The 22210-nt window shown below is 67.0% G+C and carries 16 protein-coding genes; 9 read left to right on the top strand and 7 right to left on the bottom strand.

Annotated features, from left to right (window positions below; genetic code table 11):
* Positions 1–335 precede the first annotated feature (335 nt).
* From AC25ND_RS25100 to AC25ND_RS25085, 4 genes are read right to left on the bottom strand one after another with little or no spacing between them, the layout of a single operon-like run.
* The gene (locus AC25ND_RS25100; protein WP_486971548.1) at positions 336–1781 is read right to left on the bottom strand and encodes a curlin; all 1446 of its coding nucleotides are present in this window, start codon (positions 1779–1781) and stop codon (positions 336–338) included.
* A 30-nt stretch (positions 1782–1811) separates the two neighbouring features.
* Positions 1812–2282 carry a curlin gene (locus AC25ND_RS25095; protein ID WP_062363334.1) on the bottom strand — a complete coding sequence of 157 codons (471 nt, stop codon included), beginning with the start codon at positions 2280–2282 and terminating at the stop codon, positions 1812–1814.
* Between the two features lie 16 nt (positions 2283–2298).
* Positions 2299–4533, bottom strand: coding sequence for an Ig-like domain-containing protein (locus AC25ND_RS25090; RefSeq protein ID WP_028692099.1), 2235 nt, complete (start codon positions 4531–4533; stop codon positions 2299–2301).
* 26 nt (positions 4534–4559) lie between these two features.
* Positions 4560–5906, bottom strand: a complete 1347-nt coding sequence (locus AC25ND_RS25085; protein ID WP_307945636.1) for a hypothetical protein — start codon at positions 5904–5906, stop codon at positions 4560–4562.
* Positions 5907–6293: 387 nt separating this feature from the next.
* On the opposite strand from AC25ND_RS25085, the gene AC25ND_RS25080 reads away from it, so the two are divergent.
* The 4 genes from AC25ND_RS25080 to qhpG are packed head-to-tail and all read left to right on the top strand — an operon-like array spanning position 6294 to position 11884.
* Positions 6294–8207, top strand: coding sequence for a sigma-54-dependent Fis family transcriptional regulator (locus AC25ND_RS25080; RefSeq protein WP_062363339.1), 1914 nt, complete (start codon positions 6294–6296; stop codon positions 8205–8207).
* A 3-nt stretch (positions 8208–8210) separates the two neighbouring features.
* Positions 8211–9938 (top strand): ABC transporter ATP-binding protein, encoded by a 1728-nt coding sequence (locus tag AC25ND_RS25075; RefSeq protein WP_236248685.1) that lies wholly within the window; start codon positions 8211–8213, stop codon positions 9936–9938.
* Entirely contained in the window at positions 9928–10605 is a 678-nt protein-coding gene (qhpE, locus tag AC25ND_RS25070) for a subtilisin-like serine protease QhpE (RefSeq protein ID WP_028692094.1), read from the top strand. The genes AC25ND_RS25075 and qhpE overlap by 11 nt, the downstream gene beginning before the upstream one ends.
* Complete coding sequence (gene qhpG, locus AC25ND_RS25065; protein WP_280092745.1) at positions 10598–11884, top strand: flavin-dependent monooxygenase QhpG; 1287 nt, start codon at positions 10598–10600, stop codon at positions 11882–11884. The genes qhpE and qhpG overlap by 8 nt, the downstream gene beginning before the upstream one ends.
* Before the next feature lies 1 nt (position 11885).
* Here the strand turns inward: qhpG and AC25ND_RS25060 are convergent, their stop codons facing one another.
* On the bottom strand, positions 11886–13199 hold the full coding sequence (locus tag AC25ND_RS25060) for an alginate export family protein (protein ID WP_236248687.1): 1314 nt from the start codon (positions 13197–13199) through the stop codon (positions 11886–11888).
* A gap of 89 nt (positions 13200–13288) precedes the next feature.
* Positions 13289–14782: an aldehyde dehydrogenase family protein gene (locus tag AC25ND_RS25055; RefSeq protein WP_028692091.1), complete on the bottom strand. Its 1494-nt coding sequence runs from the start codon at positions 14780–14782 to the stop codon at positions 13289–13291.
* A gap of 444 nt (positions 14783–15226) precedes the next feature.
* Here AC25ND_RS25055 and peaA point away from each other — a divergent pair, with 444 nt between their 5' ends.
* The 5 genes from peaA to AC25ND_RS25030 all read left to right on the top strand — a co-directional run bounded on the left by peaA (position 15227) and on the right by AC25ND_RS25030 (position 21512).
* Entirely contained in the window at positions 15227–16792 is a 1566-nt protein-coding gene (gene peaA, locus AC25ND_RS25050) for a quinohemoprotein amine dehydrogenase subunit alpha (protein WP_486976637.1), read from the top strand.
* A 35-nt stretch (positions 16793–16827) separates the two neighbouring features.
* Entirely contained in the window at positions 16828–18258 is a 1431-nt protein-coding gene (gene peaB, locus AC25ND_RS25045; protein ID WP_062363353.1) for a quinohemoprotein amine dehydrogenase maturation protein, read from the top strand.
* Between the two features lies 1 nt (position 18259).
* Complete coding sequence (gene qhpC / locus AC25ND_RS25040; protein WP_028692088.1) at positions 18260–18583, top strand: quinohemoprotein amine dehydrogenase subunit gamma; 324 nt, start codon at positions 18260–18262, stop codon at positions 18581–18583.
* A gap of 19 nt (positions 18584–18602) precedes the next feature.
* The gene (gene peaD, locus AC25ND_RS25035; RefSeq protein ID WP_062363356.1) at positions 18603–19721 is read left to right on the top strand and encodes a quinohemoprotein amine dehydrogenase subunit beta; all 1119 of its coding nucleotides are present in this window, start codon (positions 18603–18605) and stop codon (positions 19719–19721) included.
* 108 nt (positions 19722–19829) lie between these two features.
* A complete protein-coding gene (locus AC25ND_RS25030) occupies positions 19830–21512 on the top strand; it encodes an AMP-binding protein (protein ID WP_062363359.1) in 1683 nt (560 codons plus the stop codon).
* A gap of 3 nt (positions 21513–21515) precedes the next feature.
* Here AC25ND_RS25030 and AC25ND_RS25025 read toward each other — a convergent pair whose 3' ends face one another.
* Complete coding sequence (locus tag AC25ND_RS25025) at positions 21516–22073, bottom strand: TetR/AcrR family transcriptional regulator (RefSeq protein ID WP_028692085.1); 558 nt, start codon at positions 22071–22073, stop codon at positions 21516–21518.
* Positions 22074–22210 lie beyond the last annotated feature (137 nt).

The raw sequence follows: 22210 nt of genomic DNA, 5'->3' as shown, positions 1-22210 counted from the left end.
CTTGCGTAGGGAGGTGACGGCCATGGATGGCCGTCAAGCGCTGCGCCCCAGGATGGGGCGTTCAGCGCGGTCCTCCCGGGAGCAAGAACGGAGCGAGGGAACCCCGGAGCGAAGCGCAGGGGCCGGATGAACGGAGCGGGACGGTTTTGCCTACTTTTCCCACGAGAAAAGTAGGCCGCCGTAAGGGCGGAAAGGTGACTAAATGTCGTTATCTTCTACGAATGCGCATAAAAATATCAAAACAATCATCCAAGAACCAGAACCAGAACCAGAACCCGAAAAAAGAACCGCAGTGCCAGGGGAGCACCAACACCGCGGTCCAAGGGGAAAGCCCGTCACTGCTGGGTAACAGTCGCCATGTTGGCATTACCATACTGCGTAATATTGGCCGTCTGACTCGCACCGCTCTGGTCGACAAACGCCTGGTTGTTATTCCCCGCCTGAGTCACGTAGGCCAGGTTGACCCCATCGGTCTGCTTGATGGTCGCCTCGTTCCCATACCCCTGCAGCTGGTAGGTGTAGCTCTGGTTGCCACTACCCGACTGCTCGACGGTAATGCTGCCGCCGCTACCAGCAGCCAACCCCTCGGCATAGTTGCCAGTCCCCCGCTGGTCGGCGATGAGCAGGTTGTCGCTGCCGTTCTGCTCGAAGTACAGTTCGTTGTTGCTGTCTGCCTGGCGGGTCTCCATCTGGTTGCGGTTGCCATTCTGGTTCAGCCGCGCGATCTGGGCGTTGCCTTCCTGGGTGATATTCACCCCGTTGCCATGACCTACCTGGTTGATCTGCGCCTGCTGCCCGACCCCGAACTGCCCGCCGGACTTCTCGCCCTTCCAGTTGCTGGCCATGATCTTGTTGGCGTTGCCCACCGTGCTGATGGTCAGGCTGTGGTTGTCACCGGTCTGGTAAGTGAAGTGCAGGTTGTTGTTGCCCACCTGCGAAATACTGGTCACCGCCTGGCTGGTTTCGTATTGGTCCGACCAACTGGCGTTGCCACGGCCTGTCTGGCTGAGGCCGGCAGTGTTGACCTGGCCGAAACTCTGGTCGATGTAGCCTTCGTTGGCCTGGCCACTCTGGTAGACACTGGCCTGGCTGGCGGCCTGGTTGTCCTGCCACACTTCAACCGAGTTGCCAGTACCGTACTGGTCGATGCCGATGGTACCGCCCAGGCCGTCGCGCTGGTCGCCGTAGGCCCAGTTCTGCTTGCCCTCCTGGTAGATGGCGATATCACCATCCCGGTGGGTCAAATGCTCGGCGGCGGCTTGGTTGTCGCTGCCACCTTGCATGATCGAACTCTTGTTGTTGCTGCCACCGAACAGCTGTTCGACGGTCGCACTGTTGCCGAAGCCCGACTGCAAGGTGGTGGCCTTGCTGCCGGTCTGCGTGTCCTGCCAGATGATCGACTGGTTACCGCTGCCGGCCTGGATCTGCAGCGCCTCGTTGTTTTCACCCACCGACTGGCTGGCGAATGCATCGTTGAACTCGCCGCCGGCATGCTGGGTGATCTGGCTGCCGTTCTCGTACAGTTGCTCGGCGTAGCCGGCGTTGAACGAGCCGGTGGCGCTTTGCTGGATGTGGCTGGTGCTGGCGTCCTGCAACGCCATGTGGTTGTGATCGTGGCCGGTCTGGTTCTGCGTGGCCGAGGCGAAAGGCGCCTGCGACTGCTTGACCTCGGCAATGTTCTGGGCGCCTTGCTGGTTCTGGGTCGAAACGCTGTCGTCAGCCATGGCTTGGCCGGCAAGGGCCAGGACGATGGCAGCGCTCAGGGGGGCGAGCTTGTGCATGGTGTTGCCTCCAGATCTGTCTTGTTGGGCCTAGCGGTATTGGGTGACATGGACCTGCTGGCCGTTGCCGGCCTGGGTCACGGCGCTGTTCAGTCCCGTGCCACGCTGGTCGATGGTGGCGCTGTTGTGGTTGCCGATCTGTTCGATGGCGGCGCTGTTGTCGCTGCCGTTCTGGCGGATCGTGGCGTTGTTGCCTTGGCCCTGCTGGCTGATCGCGGCCGTCAGGTCGCTGCCCTCCTGCAGGATGTACGCTTCCTGCGCGCTCCCTGCCTGGACGATCCGGCCCAGCAGGGCCTGGCCGTTCTGGTCGAGGGCGGCGCGGTTGCCCGTGCCCAGTTGCTCGATCACCGCGGCCTGGCCGGCGCCCGACGGCAGTAGGCGCAGCACCAGCGGCTCGCCGAGGTCGCTGCCGACGGCGAGGTCGGCGTTGTCCATCAAGTCGTCGGCCAGGGCCTGGCCGGTGAGGGCCAGGCTCAGCAGCAGTGGGTACAAGGCATTCATGGCATCCCCCCGAGTGTTACTGCACCACCACGTTGACCGTGCGCGTGGTGCCCTGGCTGCTGGTCACCGTGGCGGTCGGCGCGGCGGTGGGCACCAGCGTCGTGCTGTTGCTCACCGTCAGGCGCCAGCGGCCGGTGACCGGCACGGTGGTAGTGCCAAGGGTCTGCACGCCGGTGGTGGTGGTCACGCGCACGGTGATGGTGTTGCCGGTGGTCACCGAGGACGTTCCGCTGATGTCCCAGTTGAAGCGATTGTTCGAGCGCGCCGTGACCGTCGCCGCGGTGACCGCGAAGGTCTCCTGGGCCGGCCGTGGCGATACCTGCACGGTGACCGTGCCGGGCGTCGAGGTGGCGCCGATCGCGTCACGGGCGATGTAGCTGAAGCTGGTGGTGAACGTCGCGCTCACCGTGGCCGGTGGCGTATAGGTGATCACGTTGCCGTCGGTACTGACCGTACCGCGCCCGGCCGGGGTCGGCTGGGTGACGCTGGCGATGGTCAGCGGCAGGTTGCCTTCCGGGTCGGTGTCGTTGGCCAGCGCGTTGATGGTCAGTGGCACGCCGAGGGTGGCAACGCTGTCGGCCACTGCAGTCGGAGGTTGGTTCGGCGCGACATTGACGGTTACCGTGGCCGGTGTCGAGTTCAGTCCCTTGGCGTCCTGGGCGCGGTAGCTGAAGGTCGCCACCACGGGCGAGGTTGCACCGCTCGGCGGGGTGTAGGTCACCGAAGTGCTGCCGTTGAGCACCACGCCGCCCAGGCCGGTGCCAGGCTGGGTGAGGTCGGTGATGCTCAGCGGCACGTTGCCGTCCGGGTCGCTGTCGTTGGCCAGCAGGTTGAGGGTGATCGGCACCCCGACACTGGTGCTGGCGCTGTCGGCCTGGGCCACGGGAGCCTGGTTCTCGGTTGGTACCGGGGCGTTGCCGACCACCACCACCGGCTCCACATCGACACCGCCATGGGCCGACTTGACGGTGATGCTGGCGGGTGGCTGGGCCAGGTCGTTGACCGTCAGGCTCTGCTGCACGCCGGACTTGGACATGCGCCCGAAGCCCTGTACCAGCAGGTCGGGCACCACCACTTCATCACTGGAGTGGGCCTCGACCAGCAGGCGCTTGGCGCTCCAGTCGTAGCGCGCGGTGGCAACCTTGACCACGTCGCTGAGCTTGCTCGACAGCGCTGTCGGGCGCGTGGTGCCGGCCGGGCTGCTGGCAGTGACCACCACCACTGACGGCGGCACGGCCTGGCTCAGTTGCTGGCTGAAGAACAGCCCGTTGTTGTCGGCGAGCATGCTGAACTGGCACGGTGACGGCGGCGAGCCGATCAGTGCCAGGCCGTTGCGCAGGCACAGGCTGGCGCTGTTCGGCGCCTTGGCGAAGACCTCGACGCGGGTGCCGGCGGCGTTGCGCTGGTAGGTGGCGCGCTCCAGCGTCACCGGGGTCTGCTGGCGCTGGTCGAGAACCTTGCCCGAGACGCTGAAGACGTTGGTCTGGATGGTACCCGCCGGGCCCTGGATGCGCACGAAGTTGGTGTTGTTCGGGCTGCCGGTCACCGCCTCGGTGATGTTCGGGTCGCCGACGAAGGTCTCGGTGGCGCCGGTGTCCGGGTTGACCTCGGTGTAGGGGCCGCCGACGCCGCGCAGGAACGGGCCGAGATTACCGTTCAGGGCGCCGCTGAAGTTGCCCGGCGCGCCGATGCCGATGTCGCGGGTTATGTTGATCGCCCGCCGGCCGGCGGTGGTCACGTTGACCGTCTCGACGCCGAACGGGTGGGTGATGGTGTAGGTGCCGGTACGCGGCACCGAGGCGCGGATGCGGATGCGGGCGAAGCTCTGCTGGTCGCCGTTGACCGGGTTCTCGGCGGCGAAGGCCGCCTCGAGGCCTGCGACATAGACTTCCAGCTCGTAGCCGCTGTTGCCCACCTGCGGGATCTGGGTCTCGGCCAGGAACCAGAACATCTCCGGCGGCCAGTTGTCCGGGAACACCAGCGGCAGGGCATCGTCGTAGACCCCGGGCTCGGGCAGCAGGGTGCACATGTAGGCCGGGGCGCCTGGCGCGCCCGGTGCCCGCGAGCTGGTGGCGCGTGACTGGCACAGCTCCAGGGCGAGGTTGTTGGCGTCCTTGTACCACATCGGGTAGCCCCCGGTGGCGAAGGTGTAGGGGCCGGGATCGACCTCGCTCAGCGCTGCCCAGGCCGCGCTGCTGACGGTGAGGGTGAAACCAGCGGCGCACAGCGCCCGACGCGACCAAGTATTCATGCGGCCTCCTTGAAGGCGGTGTCTGTTCATGGCACCAGCACCACGTCTTCGTTGTCGCTGCCGCCGTGGCTGCTGGTGACTTGCACCTGCGCCGGCGGGATGGGTGACAGCCCGGTGGTCAGGGACTTGACCGCGCCGTTGCCGCTCAGGTTGCCGATCAGCGTGCCGTTGCTGGTGCGGGCGGTGAGGGCGGGCGGGCTGGTCTCGTCGCTGCTGCTGGCGACCAGGGTCAGCTGGCCGCTGGCCAGGCTGTATTCGGCGCGGCTGATGATCACCAGGTCGGTGAGCGGCATGGCGGCGCTGGTCGGCGTGCTGGTGGCGATGGCCAGGCTGTTGTCGGCGGTCACCTGCAGGGTCAGCGGCAGGGTCGGGTTGAGCGCAGATTGGGCGTACCAGGCGCCGGTGCCGTTGGCCTCGCCCAGGGGCAGGGCCGGTGTCTGACTGGTCAGGGTGACCGTGGCCGGCGCCGGCGGCGCCATGACGAACACATCCTGCTGGGCCCGCAGGTCGCCGTTGACGGTGTGCCGTGAGTAGGTGCTGCGCTGCGGGATCAGCGGTGTCGGGCGGTTGACCGTGGACAGCTTGCCGGAGACGGCGAACAGCTCGGTGCGCAGGTCGATGCCGTTGGGGCCTTCGATGCGCACGAAGTTGGTGTTGAAGGGGCTGCCGGTGACCGGCTCTTCCAGGTTCGGGTCGCCGATGTAGCGTTCGCTGGCGCCAGTGCCCGGGTTGGTTTCGGTGTAGGGCCCGTTGACGCTGCGCAGGAACGGCCCGACGTCGCCCTTGAGCGCGCCGCTGTAGTCACCGGGGGAGCCGATGCCGATGTCGCGGGTCATGTTGATCGCCCGGCGCCCGCCCGCTGGCACGTCGAAGACCTCGACGCCGTAGGGGTGGGTGATCGTGTAGGTACCGGCCACCGGCACATCGACGCGAATGCGCACCCGGGCGAAGCTGACCTGGTCACCGTCCACCGGCTCTTCGGCGGCGAAGGCAGCCTCGATGGCCGAGCCAAAGCTCAGGTCGATACCGCGGGCGGCATCGACGATGGCGGCGTCGGCGGTGAACCAGAAGGCCTCGTCGGGGAAGTTGCTGGGGAAGACGATCGGCTGGGTGTCGTCGAACACGCCGGGGGTGGGCAACAGCGTGCACATGTACGAAGGCGCGCCGGGGGCACCGGCGACTCGCGAGCTCACCGCCTTGGACAGGCACAGGTCGAGCACCCGGCCGTGGCTGTCCTGGTACCAGGCGGGGAACTTGCCGGTGGGCAGGGTGTAGGGGCCGCTGTCGACCGCGTACAGCGCAGCCTGGGCCGGTAGCTGGAGCAGGCCGGCGAAGATCGCCACGGCCAGCGGGTGGGGAATCGGTCGGTGCATGAGTTGCTTCCTCCTGCAAACGGGCCCATGGGTTGGGGCGTCTGGGGAGGGATCGGCAACTGTTGTGCCAGGTTTTTCAGGGGGCGGTTGAAGGGCTCTGGGGTAGGGGTTTCAGCGTTTCTGGCAGGTGTTCGGCTAGGTATGGCGGGTGGGCGGGGGGACCCAGGATTGGGGAATGGGGCAGGGCTTTCAGGGGTTCGCCGATAGCCTTGCAGCGCTTATGAGATCGAGCGCCGTCCGCGCGGCGCTCGATCTCATAAGCGCTGAAAATTCCCCGGCATACACCTCCCAGCGCGTACCTGATGACTACCAACGATTTCTGACGCACACTGCCGAAAAATCCGATGCCCATTGCCCCGCCTGAGCGGGGCACCCCTGGAGCACGCAATGGCGCGACAACTTCCAACAACAACCGCCAACGATCCACTGCAGCAATCCCGTCTGGTCCGCCTGAAACTGGCCAGCGAAGGCGAACTGCCCTCCGGCATGCTGCGTGACGAAATCGATGCCTCCTGGCGCCGCAGCCTCGGCCATGGCCTTGACTGCCTGCAGGGCGAGCAGGTGGGCCTGGGCATTCGCCATGGCCTGGACCTGCGCGCGCTGCTGGAGCACAACCGCCTGCTGATCGACGCGGTCACCCCCGAACTGGACTACCTGGTCAAGCGCCAAGGCAAGAGCGGCATCGTCATCCTCGGTGATGCCCAGGCCAACGTGCTGGCCATCGAGGGCCAGAAGCACGTGCTCGCCCGCGAAGGCCTGCGTGACCTGCACCCGGGCAGTTGCTGGAGTGAGGCCCTGCGCGGCACCAACGCCATCGGCACGGCGGTGGTCGAGGGCCAGCCGACCCTGATCAACTGCGGCGAACACTATCTCGACCGGCTCAGCCCGTTCTCCTGCACCTCGGTGCCGCTGCGCGATCCGCGTGGCGAGGTGATCGGCGTGCTCGACGTGACCCGCGAAGGCGTCATGGCCCAGCCCCAGGATAGCCTCTCCACGTTGCTGCTCGCCGCCGGCAATATCGAAAGCCGGTTGTTCGGGCTGTATCACCCCGAGCACCTGGTGCTGGCCTTCCACAGCCGCCCGCAGTACCTGGCCAGCGCCTGGCAGGGCCTGCTGGCGCTGAGCCTGGAAGGCGAGGTGCTGGCGGCCAACGACAATGCCTGCCAATTGCTGCAGATGCCGCGCCAGGCGCTGCTTGGTCGGCGCAGCAGCGACCTGCTGGGCGAGCGCTCGCCGGCATTCATCGCCCGCCTGTGGCAGGGCGGTGTCAGCAGCGTGCAGACCGCCAAGGGTGAATTCTTCTTCCGCGCCTTGCAACTGCCACGGCATGGCCGCATCAGTGGTCCGGCGCCCAACACCAAACCGGCCGAGCCGGCCAAGGCCCAGGCCCTGGAGGCCCTGGCCGGCGGCGATGCACGCCTGGCCCGTGCCTTGCGCATGGCCCGCCAGGGCCTGGCCAATGGCTTGCCGGTGCTGCTGCTGGGAGAAACCGGTACCGGCAAGGAAGTCGCCGCCCGCGCCTTGCACCAGGCCGGAACGCGGGCCGACAAGCCGTTCGTGGCGGTCAACTGCGCGGCGATTCCCGAGGGCCTGATCGAGTCCGAGCTGTTCGGCTACCGTGAGGGCGCGTTCACCGGCTCGCGCCGCGGCGGCATGGTCGGGCGGCTGATGCAGGCCCATGGCGGCACGCTGTTCCTCGACGAGATCGGCGACATGCCCCTGGCCTTGCAGGCCCGTCTGCTGCGCGTCCTGCAGGAGCGTCGGGTAGCGCCGCTGGGCGCTGGCGACGAGCAGGACATCGACGTGGCGCTGATCTGCGCTACCCACCGCGATCTCAAGCGACTGGTCGCCGACCAGCAGTTTCGCGAAGACCTCTACTACCGGGTCAACGGCGTATCCCTGCGCCTGCCGGCACTGCGCGAGCGCGACGACCTGGCGACGCTCATCCAGGGCCTGCTGGACAAGTCCGGGGCCAGGGGCGTAAGCCTCGATGCGCCCTTGGTGGCGCTGCTGGAGAACTTCGACTGGCCGGGCAACATCCGCCAGCTGGAGATGGTGGTGCGTACTGCCCTGGCGATGCGCGAGGAGGGCGAGCAGGTGCTGACCCTCGACCATCTCACCGACTGCCTGCTCGATGAACTGGCCAGCGGCGCCGCGCCGTCCGGCAGCCTGCGCGACAACGAGCTGGAGCTGATCCGCGCCGCCCTGGCCCGCCATCAGGGCAACGTCTCGGCGGCGGCCGAGGCCCTGGGCATCAGCCGCGCGACGCTGTATCGCAAGCTCAAGCAGTTGCGTGGTTGAGCCATGGGCGGACTGTTTTCCCGATTGATCGAATCCAGTGACCCGGCGCTGATGCGTCAGGCGCTGGCCTGGCTGTATGGCTTCGTGCGTCCACACCGTGGCGCCATTGGCGCGCTGCTGGCGCTGTCCCTGGGCGCCTCGCTGCTGGCCCTGGCGCAACCCTGGCTGGTCAAGACGCTGATCGACGAGGGGCTGCTGGCCAAGGACTACCAGACCCTCTGGCACATGGCGGCGATCATGATTGTCGCCGGCCTGCTCGGTACCGTGCTGGCCGGGGTCAACCGCTACCTGCACACACGGCTGTCCGGGCGCATCCTGTTCGCCCTGCGCGATGACCTGTACCGCCATTTGCAACGGCTGTCGCCGACGTTCTATGGGCAGCGGCGCACCGGCGACATCTTGTCGCGGTTGGACGGCGATGTCGCCGAGATCCAGCGCTTTGCCGTGGATTCGCTGTTCTCGGCGGTGTCGGCGCTGATCGGCCTGGTCGGCGCCGTGGCCTTGATGCTCATGCTGTCCTGGCAGCTGTCGCTGCTGCTGGCGCTGTTGATCCCGCTCCAGGTGCTGTGGCTGCGCTGGATGCGGCGCAAGGTCGAGCGCGAGGTGCGCAGCCTGCGCGAGCGCTCGGCGGACGTGTCGTCGTTCCTGGTCGAGACGCTGCCGGCGATGAAGTTCATCCAGGCCGCCGGCCAGCAGCAGCGCGAGGCCGAACGTCTCGACCGGCTGGGCCAGGGCTACATGGGGCAGTTGCTCAAGGTACAGGTCACCGAGTTCTTCACCCAGGCGCTACCCGGCACCCTGACCTCCTGGTGCCGGGCATGCGCGTTCCTGGTCGGCGGCTGGTGGGTGATCCAGGGGACCTGGCAACTGGGCGCGCTGATCGCGTTTTCCACCTACATGGGCATGGCAGTCGGCCCGGTGCAGAGCCTGCTGGGCCTGTACGTGGCGGTGCAGCGGATGGCCGTGAGCCTGGGGCGGGTGATGGAACTCAAACAAGAGGCGGTCGCGGTGCGCGAGGCGGATGATCCCAAGCCCATGCCGCAGGGGGCCGGCGAGCTGCGCCTGGACCGGGTGTGCTTCGCTCACGACGGCCGCCAGGGCTGGGTGCTGGACAAGGTCGATGCCTGCCTGCCGCCCGGGGCCAAGGTTGCCATCAGCGGCGCCTCCGGTGTCGGCAAGTCGACGCTGATCGACCTGCTGCAACGCTTCTACGACCCCGATGACGGGCGCATCCTGCTCGATGGCGTCGACCTGCGCGAGCTCGACCTGCAGGCCCTGCGGCGACGCATCGCCGTGGTCAGCCAGGACATCGTCCTGTTTCGCGGCACCCTGGCGCAGAACCTGGCCTACAGCACGCCCCAGGCCAGCCGTGACGACCTGGAGCGAGTGGTGCGCCTGACCCGCCTGGACAGTCTGGTGCAGAGCCTGCCGCTGGGGCTCGACGGCCTGCTGGGCGAGCGCGGCCAGCAGCTGTCCGGCGGGCAGAAGCAACGCATCGCCATCGCCCGGGCGCTACTGCAGCAACCGACAATCCTGGTGCTGGACGAAGCTACTTCGGCGGTGGACGAAGCCACCGAGCGCGAGGTGATCGCCGCCATCGACCAGTTGTTCGCCGGGCGCACGCGGATCCTCATCAGTCACCGCGCCTCGACCCTCGCCGACGCCGACCTGCACCTTGAGCTGCACGGCGGGCAGTTGCGCAGCAAGGAGCCCGTCGACCATGGCCGCTGAACCGTGGATTGGCGTGATCGACAGCGGCTGCTCGCCGGAGCAGGCGGCCGGCCTGCTGGATGCGCGACGTTTCTGGCTCGAAGAGGGCAGGTTGCGCGAGGGTGACTCGCTGCCGGACGCCTTGGGCCATGGCAGCGCCGTGCTGGCGCGGCTGCGCGCCGAGTCCGGTGCCCAGCCCGTGCTGCTGGCCCAGGTGTTCGCCGGGCAGGGCAGTACCAGTGCCTTGCAGGTGGCGGCTGGCCTGTTGTGGCTGGTGGAAGCCGGCGCGAGCGTGGTCAACCTCAGCCTGGGTCTGCGCCAGGACCGCCCGGTGTTGCGCCAGGCCTGCGCCGAGGCCGTGGCCGCCGGGGTGCTGCTGTGCGCCTCGAGCCCGGCGCGGGGCGAGCCGGTTTACCCGGCCAGCTACCCTGGGGTCATCCGCGTGACCGGTGATGCCCGCTGCGCTCCCGGGCAGTGGTCGTGGCTGGACACGGCCCAGGCCGACTTCGGCGCGGCGGTCGGCAGCGATGGCGGGGCAGGCGCCAGCCTGGCCTGCGCCGCGTTCAGTGGCCGGGTGGCGGCCCTGCTGCGCGATGAGCCCGGCATGACCCGGGAGGCGCTGTTGCGGTGGCTGAAGCATCACGCGGCGTTCGCCGGCCCTGAGCGCAAGGGGCCGATCGATGCCTGAAGCAAGCATCCTGGTACTCGGCGCCGGGCCTGCCGGCGCGGCCACGGCCCTGGGGCTGCGGCGGATGGGCTACCCCGTCACGGTGGTGTCCGACTGGCGCCGCTTCGCCGCGGTGGAAGGCGTGTCGCAGCGGGTGCTGGAGGGCCTGCGTCATGCAGGCCTGGGCGCCGCCCTGGCCGAGGCCACCACGCCGGCCACGCGCCAGGTGCACTGGAACGGCGAGCGGCTGCAACCGAACCAGGAGTGCCTGCTCGATCGCCATCGTTTCGACCAGGCCCTGCGCGACGACTTGCGCCGCGCCGGTGTCGAGCTGGTCGAAGGGCGTGTGCGCGAGGTGGAGCGGGGGCAGGGGTACCGGATACATCTGGACGACGGTCGCACCCTGCACGGCGAGTTCCTGGTCGAGGCCCGTGGTCGTCAGGCCCCGTTGAGTGAAGGTCGCCTGCGCGGGCCGGAGACCGTCAGCCTGCTCAACCTCTGGCAGGCCGCGCCCGGCACGCCGGTGTCGGCGGTGGAGAGCCTGGACGACGGCTGGGCCTGGATGGCGCGGCTGGCCGATGGCCGCTGTTACTGGCAGGTGACGCTGGACGCGACGACGGCGCAGTTGCCGGGCAAGGCGGCCTTGCCTGAATACTGTGCCGAGCGTCGGCGTGGTTCGGCGTTGGTGGCGCAACTGTTCGGTGAGCGGGCCTTCGCCCCTGCGCAGGTGCATGCGCGCAGCAGCACGGCGATCCTGGCCGGCAACTGCGCGGGCCCGGACTGGCTGCGGGTTGGCGATGCCGCGATGGCGGTCGACCCGCTGTCGGGCAATGGTATCTTCCAGTCGTTGTCCTCGGCGCTCCAGGCGCCCGTGGTGATCAATACCCTGTTGCAACGACCCGGGCAGGCGGACTTGGCGCAGCGCTTCCATCAGACACGGGTCGAGCAGCTGTTCCTGCGTTTCGCCCGGATCGGCCGGGATTTCTACGCGCAGGAAACGCAGCGCGTGGCCCAGCCGTTCTGGGCCCGCCGCCGGGGTTGGCCGGATGCCCAGCCGCTGCACGCGGCGGCGGACTGGCAGGCGGTGCGGGTGGAACGACGCCCAGTGTTGCGCGAAGGCTGGGTGGAGGAGGCCGAGGTGGTGGTGACGGCGGACCAGCCGTTGGGCGTGTGGCACCTGCAGGGTATCGAGCTGGCGCCGGTAGTGCGGGGGTTGCAGGCCGGCATCGGCCTGGAGCGCCTGGTGAAAAAGGCGCTCCAGCCGATGGTCGAGCGCTGGTTACGCGAACAGGGCCATTGACTCAGAAGAACGTCCCGACCACCAGTTGCAGGTAGGTTCCGCTCTCCCGCCCACCCACCTGCACGCCGCCATCCTGCGCACTGCGCTGTGGGGTATAGAACCCCACCAGCGGGCTGATCAGCCAGTGCTCGTTGATCATCCATTCGACATACAGGTCCACCTCGCGCCCACCCAGGTTGCCCTGGTCGGTCTTGAGCGTGTCGAAGTCGAAGTACAGCGCCCCCACGGTCAGGCCCTCCCGCGGCGTGGCCTTGAGCGCCACATGGTGCACCTGGGTGTTGCTGTTGAAGGGACCGGCGTAGTTGGCCGCCACCTCGCCCTGGAACCAGGTGCCGTAGCCACGGCTCAGGCCATAGAACAGCGGGTCGAAATGCTCCGAGAAGCGGCTGTAGCGGTAGGTGGCGGTGGGCGACCAGGGCAGTGCGGAGAAGGTCCAGTTGCCTTCCAGGTACCAGGCGTTCTCGCGTCCGTCACTGCGGTCCTGGGTGACGTATTCGGCGGCCAGTTCGAGGTCTTTGACCCCCAGGTTGCCGCGCCCACGCAGGCTCACCGTGTCCATGCCGTCGCGGTGTTCCAGGCCGAGGATCTCGGCGTAGCGGCGGTCGACATCCAGGCCGTGGATCCAGCTCAGGCCCACGGTGCCTGCATCGGCGACATGTTCGAAGTTGGCCACCGCCATGGAGGTGTCGGCCTGGAACGGGTTGTCTGATTTGAGCCACATCAGGTCGCCACGCCAGCCTTGCTTGCCCCCCAGGCGCAGCACGGCGGTGCGGTCGAAGGCCTTGCGCGCCGCCAGGTAGTAGGCGCCGCCCCGGTCGAAATCGGCGCCCAGGTCGACATTGCCGGCATTGACCGGGTCGCCCTGGATCAGGAAGCCGTCACCGAGGGTGATGACCTGGCGCCCCCCGGAGACATCGATGCCATCCTCACCGAGGGCCGGGAACAGGCTGCCCGAGCGCCAGCCGAGGTAGGCGTCCTCGATACCGGTGCGACGTTCGTTGCCCAGGGTGAAGCCGGCGGCGTCGCCATCGCCCCAGGTGGCCGAGCTGAGCAGGCTGAAGGCACCGTACAGCGTGCCGCTGTCGGCCAGGGCGTGGCTGGCGCTCAGGCCGTATTTGACGTAGCCCTCGCGCCAGTTGCTGCTGCCGGGCTGGCGGTTGCCGAACTGGTCGAAGCTTTCGTCGCTGTGGAATACCCCGAACAGGGCTTCGAGGTTGGCGTCCAGGGTGGTGCCGGCGTTGTTGTAGAGTTCGTGGGCCTGGGTGAGGGGAGAGGCCAGCAGCAGGGCCAATGTGCAGGCGAGCTTGTGCGTCATGGTGTGCTCCATGTTTTTATTGTGTGTTCTGTAAGGTCTGTACCGGCCTCTTCGCGGGTAAACCCGCGAAGAGGCCGGTACAGGAAGACTCAGAGCTTGATCAACACCGACTTCAGCTCGGTGTAGTGCTCGATCGCCGCCGCGCCCATCTCGCGGCCGACGCCGGAGAGCTTGTAGCCGCCGAACGGCAGCGCCGGGTCCAGCGCGCTGTGGCAGTTCACCCATACCGACCCGGACTTGATCCGCGGGATCATCCGGTGCACCGCGGCCAGGTCGTTGGACCAGATGCTCGCGCCCAGCCCGTAGGGGTTGTCGTTGGCCATGCGCACCACCTCATCGAGGTCGTCGAACGGCATGGCTACCAGTACAGGGCCGAAGATTTCCTCCTGCACCAGCCGGTGGCGTTGGTCGACATCGACGATCACCGTTGGTTTGACGAAGTAGCCCGGGCCGAAGCCTTCGCCGCCGCAGGCGATGGTCGCGCCCAGTTCGCGGCCCAGGTCGATGTAGCCGGTGACCCGGTCCTGCTGCTTGGCCGAGATCAGTGGCCCCATCTGCACGGTCGGGTCCAGGCCGTTGCCCAGTTTCATGGCGTTGGCGATGCCGGCGATATCCGCCACCACATTGTCGAAGTGCTTGCGGTGCACGTACAGGCGGGAACCGGCGCAGCACACCTGGCCCTGGTTGAAGAAAATCGCCGTGGCGGCGCCGGCGGCGGCTTCCTGCAGGTTGGCGTCGGGCAGGACGATGGTCGGCGACTTGCCGCCCAGCTCCAGGGTGACGCGGGTCATGTTGTCCATGGCCGCCTTGCCGATCAGCTTGCCGACCTCGGTGGAGCCGGTGAAGGTCAGCTTGTCCACGCCCGGGTGGCGGCTCAGGGCGGCGCCGGCGTTCAGCCCGGTGCCGGTGATCACGTTGAACACGCCGTCCGGGTAACCGGCTTCGCTCACCAGCTCGGCGAGCTTCAGCGCGGTCAGCGGGGTTTCGTCGGCAGGCTTGAGGACCACGGTGCAGCCGGTGGCCAGGGCCGGACCGAGCTTCCAGCAGGCCAGCAGCAGCGGGAAGTTCCAGGCGACGATGGCACCGACCACGCCGACCGCTTCGCGGCGAATGAAAGCATGGAACTCATCGTCGGGCATCAGCGGCAGTGAGGGCTCGACCGTGCTGCCTTCGAGCTTGGTGGCCCAGCCGGCCATGTAGCGCAAAAAATCGATGGCCAACTGCACATCCATTACCTGGGCCACCGCGGCGCTTTTGCCGTTGTTCAGGCATTCCAGCTCGGCCAGTTCCCGGGCATCGCGCTGCATCAGGTCGGCCAGGCGCCACAGCAGGTTCTGCCGCTCGCGCGGGCGTGTTCGGCTCCAGGCCGAATTGTCGAAGGCCAGGCGCGCGGCCTGCACGGCGCGGTCTACGTCCTGGGCCTCGGCTGCGGGCACCTCGCCGAGGATCTCGCCGGTGGCCGGGTTGCGCAAGGTCATGGTGCGGCCGCTGACGGCGTCCTGCCAGTCGGCGCCGATGCGCATCCTGAGCTTGCGTGCGAGGAAGTCGCGGGTGGCGGGTAGGATCGGCAGTTCGGAATGCATGGGCGGTGCCTCTTGTCAGGGTTGTGACCAGGGTCGGGGCAATGGGCGTGCCAAAGGACTCGGGTGGCGGGCAAGGCCCGGCTAGCGGTGGTTTTTGCCGGATTGGGAGTGAATAGAATCAGGGTTGATCTGTTGCATATTGAGATCGGGTGAGACGTCATGCGATACACATGGTTATGCGTTCGGCTCGAGGGTGCTGGGGGCGCAAAGCAGCCCCAGGATTGCCAGCCACGGCGGATGTCTCAAGGTGAAACACCCAGTCGCGAAATGGGACGTTCACCTACAACCCCAGACGCAGGCCCATTCCCGCAAAACATAGGCAACTCACTGATCCAAAACATTTTTGCTACAACTGGCATGCTTCCTGTATCGCAACTGTCACATGCACACCGCTGTATCCAAGCGTGCGAATAACGATAAGAACAACACCGTGGAGGTCTGACCTTGAAGACGACTCGACTCCGGCGGCAGGCGGGCACACTGGCGCTGGTCGCCACCGCACTGCTGTCCGCCCAGGCCATGGCGGCCGAGCAGGGCCCGAGCCTGTTGCAGAACAAGTGCATGGGTTGCCATATCCCCGAAGGCAACGACAGCTACAGTCGCATCAGTCACCAGCGCAAGACCCCGGAAGGCTGGCTGATGAGCATCGCCCGCATGCAGGTGATGCATGGCCTTTCGATCAGCGACGACGAGCGCCGCACCCTGGTCAAGTACCTGGCCGACAAGCAGGGCCTGGCGCCCAGCGAGACCGAGGGCGTGCGCTACGCCATGGAGCGCAGGCTGAACACCGTCGAACACTTCGACGATCAGCTCAGCCAGATGTGCGGCCGCTGCCACTCCGGTGCCCGGGTCGCCCTGCAGCGGCGACCGGCCAAGGAATGGGAGCACCTGGTCAACTTCCACCTCGGCCAGTGGCCGTCCCTCGAGTACCAGGCCCAGGCCCGCGACCGCGACTGGCTGGACATCGCCCTCAAGCAGATGGTGCCGGACCTGGCCAAGCGCTTCCCCCTCGACAACCCGGCCTGGGCCGAGTGGCTCAAGGCACGGCCCGAGTCCAAGGTCCTGGCCGGGCAATGGGCGTTCAGCGGCCACATGCTGGCCAAGGGCGACGTGCGCGGGGTGATGACGGTCAGCGCCGAGCAGGGCGATACGTTCAAGGTCGAGCTCAAAGGCGCCTATGCCGATGGCACGCCGTTCAACGGCAGCGGCTCGGCGATCCTCTACAACGGCTATGAATGGCGCGGCAACGTCAAGGTCGGCGAAGCCAACCTGCGCCAGGTGTTCGCCGCCATCGACGGCCAGATGAAGGGCCGCATGTTCGAGGCCGAGCACGACGAGCGCGGCCTGGACTTCAGTGCCTCGAAAGCCGGTCAGGGTCGCCTGCTGGCAGTGCAGCCGGCCTTCATCAAGGCCGGTGCCGAGAGCGAGATCACCCTGGTGGGCAGCGACCTGGCCGGCAACCCGGACCTGGGCGCGGGTGTCGAGGTGACCGAGGTGCTGGAGTCGACGCCGACGCTGATCCGGGTCAAGGCGCGTGCCGCCAAGGACGCCGCGAGCGGCCAGCGCGAAGTGGCAGTGGGCGCGCTCAAGGGCGTGCAACTGGCGGTGTACGACAAGGTCGAGGAGGTCAAGGTGGTGCCGGCGTTCTCCATTGCCCGTATCGGTGAGAACGGCGCCGCGGTGCCCAAGGTCCAGGGCCGCTTCGAGGCCGAGGCCTGGGGCAGGGACGCCGGCGGCCAGCCGCTGCGCATCGGCTACCTGCCGGCCAGCTGGAAGGTCGAGCCGTTCAACAAGCGCGCGGTCGAGGACGAGGACGTCAGGTTTGCCGGGCAGATGCAGGCCGATGGCGTGTTCGTGCCGGGTGGGGCAGGGCCCAATCCCGCGCGCAAGATGATGACCAACAACGCCGGCAACCTGAAGGTGATCGCCACCCTCGCCGACGGCGGCCAGCAGGGCGAGGGTCACCTGATCGTCACCGTGCAACGCTGGAACAATCCGCCGCTGCCATAGGCATCAACTGACGCATCGAATCCCGGGAGGTCGCCATGGGCGCACTACTGAACCTGGTCGAACGCAACCTGCACGAAGTGCAGGTGGATGCCGACCGCATGCTGTTTCATATCCCCAGCAGTTCGCTGTTCGCCGCCGACGCGGTGACCGGCGGCATCATCGACACCTTGCGCCGCCAGGGCTGCTCCGCCGAGGAGCTGATGCAACGTCTCGGCCAGCAGTTTTCCGGGCAGGACATCGAGGAAACCCTGCGCGAGCTGATCGCCCTTGAAGTGGTCAGCGACGGCTCGCCGCTGACCCCGGAGATCGCCCTGAAGCAGGTCGAGCGTACGGCGCTGAACACTGTGGTGCTCAACGTCAACACCGGCTGCAACCTGAGCTGCACCTACTGCTACAAGGAAGACCTCGACAAGCCGTCGGCCGGGCGCAAGATGAACACGGCCACCGCCGAGGCCTCGGTGGAGATGCTGCTCAAGGAGTCGCCCGACGAGCAGCGCTACAGCGTGGTGTTCTTCGGCGGCGAACCGCTGTCCAACCGGGCGCTGATCGAGCACATGGTGACCTACTGCGAGCGGCGTTTCGCCGAGGCGGGCAAGCAGGTCGAGTTCATCATGACCACCAATGCCACCTTGCTGACCGAGGAAATCGTCGACTGGCTCGACGCCCACCGTTTCGGTTTGTCGGTCAGCATCGACGGGCCCAAGACCGTACACGACCGCAACCGCATCACCGTGGGCGGGCAGGGCACCTACGACGTGGTACGGCGCAAGGCCGACATGCTGCTGTCGCGCTACCGCAGCCGGCCGGTGGGGGCGCGGGTCACCCTGACCCGTGGCATCACCGACATCGAGACCATCTGGAACCACCTGTTCAACGAACTGGGCTTCGCCGAGGTCGGTTTCGCCCCGGTGACCTCCGGCGACATGGCCGACTTCAACCTCACAGGCGAGGAGCTGGTGCAGGTGTTCGCCAACATGAAGGCCCTGGGCCGGCGCTACCTGGAGGCGGCGCTGGAGCACCGCAACATCGGTTTCTCCAACCTGCATCAGCTGATCACCGATATCCACGAGGGCCACAAGAAGGCCCTGCCGTGCGGGGCCGGGTTGAAGATGCTGGCGGTCGACCACGAGGGCGAGCTGAACCTGTGCCACCGTTTCACCGGCTCCAGCTTGCCGACCTTCGGCAACGTGCATCAAGGCGTGAAGCAGGCGCAGCTCAATGATTTTCTCTCGCAGCGTCTGGACCGCAGCGGCACCGGCTGCGACAGCTGCCGCATCCGCAACCTGTGCTCCGGCGGCTGCTACCACGAGAGCTACGCCCGCTACGGCGATCCGCAGCACCCGACCTACCACTACTGCGAGCTGATGCGCGACTGGGTCGACTTTGGCATCGAGGTCTACAGCCGCATCATGGCCGCCAACCCGGCCTTCATCGATCACTACATCACTCCCAGGAAGGCGCACTGACATGAAGCACCTCAAACCGCTGAACAACAAGGCGCGCATTCTTGAACAGGCCGCCGCCGAAGACCGCGTCGACGAAGTGCTGGCCATGAGCGCGGTGGCCGGCTGCACCGCCACCACCGACCCGGGCTGGGAGGTGGATGCCTTCGGCGGCGTCAGCTCGCTGTGCCAGCCGATGGAGGCCGACCTGTACGGTTGCTCCGACCCTTGCTGGTGGCCGGCCCAGGTGCCGGACATGATGAGCACCTACCAGGACTGGAACGCCCAGGCGAGCAACTCCGCCGAAGACTGGCGCAACCTCGGCACCGTATTCCCGAAAGACAAATAGAACGACAAGGGGAAACCGCATGAAAGCTGGATTCTGCGCGCAGCTCGCGCTCACCGTCGCCGCCACGGCCTGCGCCTGGGCGGCCCAGGCCGACGAGGCAAAGGCCTTGAAGGCTGGCCATGAATACCTGATCGCCACCAACTACCCGAACAACCTGCACGTGGTCGAGGTGGCCAGCGACACGCTGTACAAGACCTGCCGCATGCCCGATTCGTTCGGCCCCGGCACGGCGATGATGGCGCCGGACAACCGCACCGCCTATGTGCTGAACAACCATTTCGCCGACATCTACGGCATCGACCTGGACAGCTGCAAGACCACCTTCCACGCCAACCTCTCCAGCGTGCCGGGCGAGGTCGGCAAGGCCATGTACTCCTTCGCCATCAGCCCCGACGGCAAGGAGGTCTACGCCACGGTCAACCCCAGCCAGCGCCTGAATGACCACTACGTGGTCAAGCCGCCGCGCCTGGAGGTGTTCCGCACCCGCGATGGCCTCGACGCCAAGCCCGTGCGCTCGTTCCCGATGCCGCGCCAGGTGTACCTGATGCGCGCCGCTGACGACGGCAGCCTGTACGTGGCCGGGCCGGACATCTACAAGCTCGACGTCAAGACCGGCAAGTACAGCGTCGCGCTGCCACTGCGCAGCTGGAACCGCCCGGGCTACAGCGCCCCCGATGTGCTGTACTTCTGGCCGCACCAGAGTTCGCGGCATGAGTTCTCGATGCTCTACACCATTGCGAAGTTCAAGGATGCCAAGCAGGACCCGGCCACCGCCGAGCCGCTGTACGGCTACCTGAGCATCGACCTGAAGACCGGCAAGGCCCACACCCAGGAGTTCGCCGAGCTGACCGAGCTGTACTTCACCGGCCTGCGCTCGCCGAAGGATCCGAACCAGATGTACGGCGTGCTCAACCGCCTGGCCCGCTACGACATCCAGCAGAAGAAACTGGTCAAGGCCGCCAACCTCGACCATACCTACTACTGCGTGACCTTCGACAAGGCCGGCGACAAGCTCTACCTGGGCGGCACCTTCAACGACCTGGCGGTGTTCGATCCGAATACGCTGGAGAAGGTGAAGAACATCAAGCTGCCTGGTGGCGACATGTCGACCACCACGCCGCAGGTGTTCGTTCGCTAGCGCCATCGCGGGGCAAGCCCGCTCCCACGCCGGCCACACTGGACCGGTGGGAGCGGGCTTGCCCCGCGATAGGGCCATGTCAGGAAAAACAAAGACAAGAGACAGCCCATGCCCCAGCCCAGCCATACCCAAGGCTCAAAAGCCACTCCATTGCTTACCCACTGCATCGGCGACGTCTTCGACGCCACGGTCGCCCGCTTCGCCGACCGCGAAGCCCTGGTGGTTCGCCACCAGCACCTGCGCTACACCTGGCGACAACTGGCAGAGGCCGTCGACCAGCACGCCCGCGCCCTGATGGCCATGGGCCTGCAGGCCGGCGATCGCCTGGGCATCTGGGCACCCAACTGCGCCGAGTGGTGCATCACCCAGTTCGCCAGCGCCAAGATCGGCGCGATTCTGGTCAACATAAACCCGGCCTACCGCACCAGCGAGCTAGAGTACGCCCTGGGCCAGTCGGCCTGCCAATGGGTGATCTGCGCCGACGCCTTCAAGACCTCCGACTACCACGCCATGCTGCTGGACCTGGCGCCCGAGCTCGGCGCCTGCCGGCCGGGCGAGTTGCACAGCGCGCGCCTGCCCGAGCTGCGTGGGGTCATCAGCCTGGCCGCCACGCCCCCCAATGGCTTCCTGGCCTGGTCGGCATTGCAGGCCCGCGCCGGCGAAATCGACGCCGGGCAGTTGGCCGTACGCCAGGCCAGCCTGCACCGGCATGAGCCGATCAACATCCAGTACACCTCCGGCACCACCGGTTTCCCCAAGGGCGCCACCCTCAGTCACCACAACATCCTCAACAACGGCTACATGGTCGGCGAAAGCCTCGGGCTGACCGAGCACGACCGGCTGGTGGTGCCGGTGCCGCTGTACCACTGCTTCGGCATGGTCATGGCCAACCTCGGCTGCATGACCCACGGCAGCACCCTGATCTACCCCAACGACGCCTTCGATCCGCTGCTGACCTTGCAGGCAGTGGCCGAGGAGCGCGCCACCGCGCTATACGGTGTGCCGACCATGTTCATCGCCGAGCTCGACCACCCACGCCGCCACGAGTTCGACCTGAGCAGCCTGCGCACCGGCATCATGGCCGGCGCCACCTGCCCGATCGAGGTGATGCGCCGGGTGATCGACGAGATGCATATGGGCGAGGTGCAGATCGCCTACGGCATGACCGAGACCAGCCCGGTTTCGTTGCAGACCGGTGCCGCCGACGATCTGGAGCGTCGGGTGACCAGCGTCGGCCGCACCCAGCCGTGGCTGGAGAACAAGGTGATCGACAGCACAGGTGGCACCCTGGCACGCGGCGAAATCGGCGAGCTGTGCACCCGCGGCTACAGCGTAATGCTCGGCTACTGGAACAACCCCAAGGCCACCGCCGAGAGCATCGATGCCGATGGCTGGATGCGCACCGGCGACCTGGCGGTGATGGACGATGAAGGCTATGTGCGTATCGTTGGCCGCAGCAAGGACATGATCATCCGCGGTGGCGAGAACATCTACCCGCGGGAGCTTGAGGAGTTCTTCTTCACCCACCCGGCGGTGGCCGACGTGCAGGTCATCGGCATTCCCTGCAGCCGCTATGGCGAGGAGATCGTCGCCTGGGTCCGTCTTCACCCGGGTCAGGCGCTGGGCGAGGACGCGCTGCGAGACTGGGCACGGGCGCGCATCGCGCATTTCAAGGTGCCGCGGCATTTTCGCTTCGTCGACGCGTTCCCGATGACCGTGACCGGCAAGGTACAGAAGTTCAGGATGCGTGAGATCAGCATCGAGGAATTGGCGGGCGGCACCGATCAATAGCCGTCAGCCCTGTGGCCGGGCGCCGTTCAGGAACAGCTGCTCGACCGTCCGCGCGCTGTCGGCGCTCGCGGCGCGGCCACGGTGCTCGGCATCGACCATGCCGTAGACCAGGGTCATGAACGTTTCGGTGAACACCGCCGCGCTGATATCGATGCGCAGCACGCCCAACTGCTGGGCGCGCAGGAAGAACGCGTCCATGGCCTGGATATAGGCCTGCCAGCGCAGGTCCTCGGCGTCGTTGAGCAAGGTGTCGGGGCGGTACTGGAACATCAGGAACATCAGCAACTCGCGGTGCTTGAGGTGTTCGGCGATCAGGTGACGAATACCGGCCAGCGGTTCGATGCGTTCCAGGTCGGCTTCGAGGATGACCTGGTTGAGCACCTGCTCGCCATGGTCCTCGAGCAGCTTCACCAGGTTGTCGCGGGTGCCGCAGAAACGGTGCAGGGTCGCCTTGCTGACCCCGGCGGTTTCCGCCAGCTCCTTGAGGGTGGCGCGGGGGTGGACGACAATGGCCTGGGCCAGGGCTTTGAGCAGGCGCTCTTCCTGGAGGGTTCTACGCATGTGGGACCTCGAGTCCGGATTCGGCGACGAAATATCCACAATTGTATCATATGAGACGAATAAATCTCATTGAGCGCATGATGACCGACATTACGCGATCCCACAGGGATCGCGTATGGCCTGAGGCAATGGCCGGG

Source organism: Pseudomonas sp. P110(2024) (assembly GCF_057480795.1).
The sequence above is the reverse complement of the archived record's forward strand: the minus strand, read 5'-3'. Positions and strand labels throughout refer to the sequence as shown.

What these genes read in the sequence shown, in the direction of transcription:
- AC25ND_RS25100 (WP_486971548.1), bottom strand. Translation starts at nt 1,781, where the DNA reads ATGCACAAGCTCGCCCCCCTGAGCGCTGCCATCGTCCTGGCCCTTGCC.
- AC25ND_RS25090 (WP_028692099.1), bottom strand. Translation starts at nt 4,533, where the DNA reads ATGAATACTTGGTCGCGTCGGGCGCTGTGCGCCGCTGGTTTCACCCTC.
- AC25ND_RS25055 (WP_028692091.1), bottom strand. Translation starts at nt 14,782, where the DNA reads ATGCATTCCGAACTGCCGATCCTACCCGCCACCCGCGACTTCCTCGCA.
- peaB (WP_062363353.1), top strand. Translation starts at nt 16,828, where the DNA reads ATGGGCGCACTACTGAACCTGGTCGAACGCAACCTGCACGAAGTGCAG.
- qhpE (WP_028692094.1), top strand. Translation starts at nt 9,928, where the DNA reads ATGGCCGCTGAACCGTGGATTGGCGTGATCGACAGCGGCTGCTCGCCG.
- AC25ND_RS25075 (WP_236248685.1), top strand. Translation starts at nt 8,211, where the DNA reads ATGGGCGGACTGTTTTCCCGATTGATCGAATCCAGTGACCCGGCGCTG.
- AC25ND_RS25060 (WP_236248687.1), bottom strand. Translation starts at nt 13,199, where the DNA reads ATGACGCACAAGCTCGCCTGCACATTGGCCCTGCTGCTGGCCTCTCCC.
- AC25ND_RS25025 (WP_028692085.1), bottom strand. Translation starts at nt 22,073, where the DNA reads ATGCGTAGAACCCTCCAGGAAGAGCGCCTGCTCAAAGCCCTGGCCCAG.
- AC25ND_RS25080 (WP_062363339.1), top strand. Translation starts at nt 6,294, where the DNA reads ATGGCGCGACAACTTCCAACAACAACCGCCAACGATCCACTGCAGCAA.
- AC25ND_RS25085 (WP_307945636.1), bottom strand. Translation starts at nt 5,906, where the DNA reads ATGCACCGACCGATTCCCCACCCGCTGGCCGTGGCGATCTTCGCCGGC.
- AC25ND_RS25030 (WP_062363359.1), top strand. Translation starts at nt 19,830, where the DNA reads ATGCCCCAGCCCAGCCATACCCAAGGCTCAAAAGCCACTCCATTGCTT.
- qhpG (WP_280092745.1), top strand. Translation starts at nt 10,598, where the DNA reads ATGCCTGAAGCAAGCATCCTGGTACTCGGCGCCGGGCCTGCCGGCGCG.
- AC25ND_RS25095 (WP_062363334.1), bottom strand. Translation starts at nt 2,282, where the DNA reads ATGAATGCCTTGTACCCACTGCTGCTGAGCCTGGCCCTCACCGGCCAG.
- peaD (WP_062363356.1), top strand. Translation starts at nt 18,603, where the DNA reads ATGAAAGCTGGATTCTGCGCGCAGCTCGCGCTCACCGTCGCCGCCACG.
- qhpC (WP_028692088.1), top strand. Translation starts at nt 18,260, where the DNA reads ATGAAGCACCTCAAACCGCTGAACAACAAGGCGCGCATTCTTGAACAG.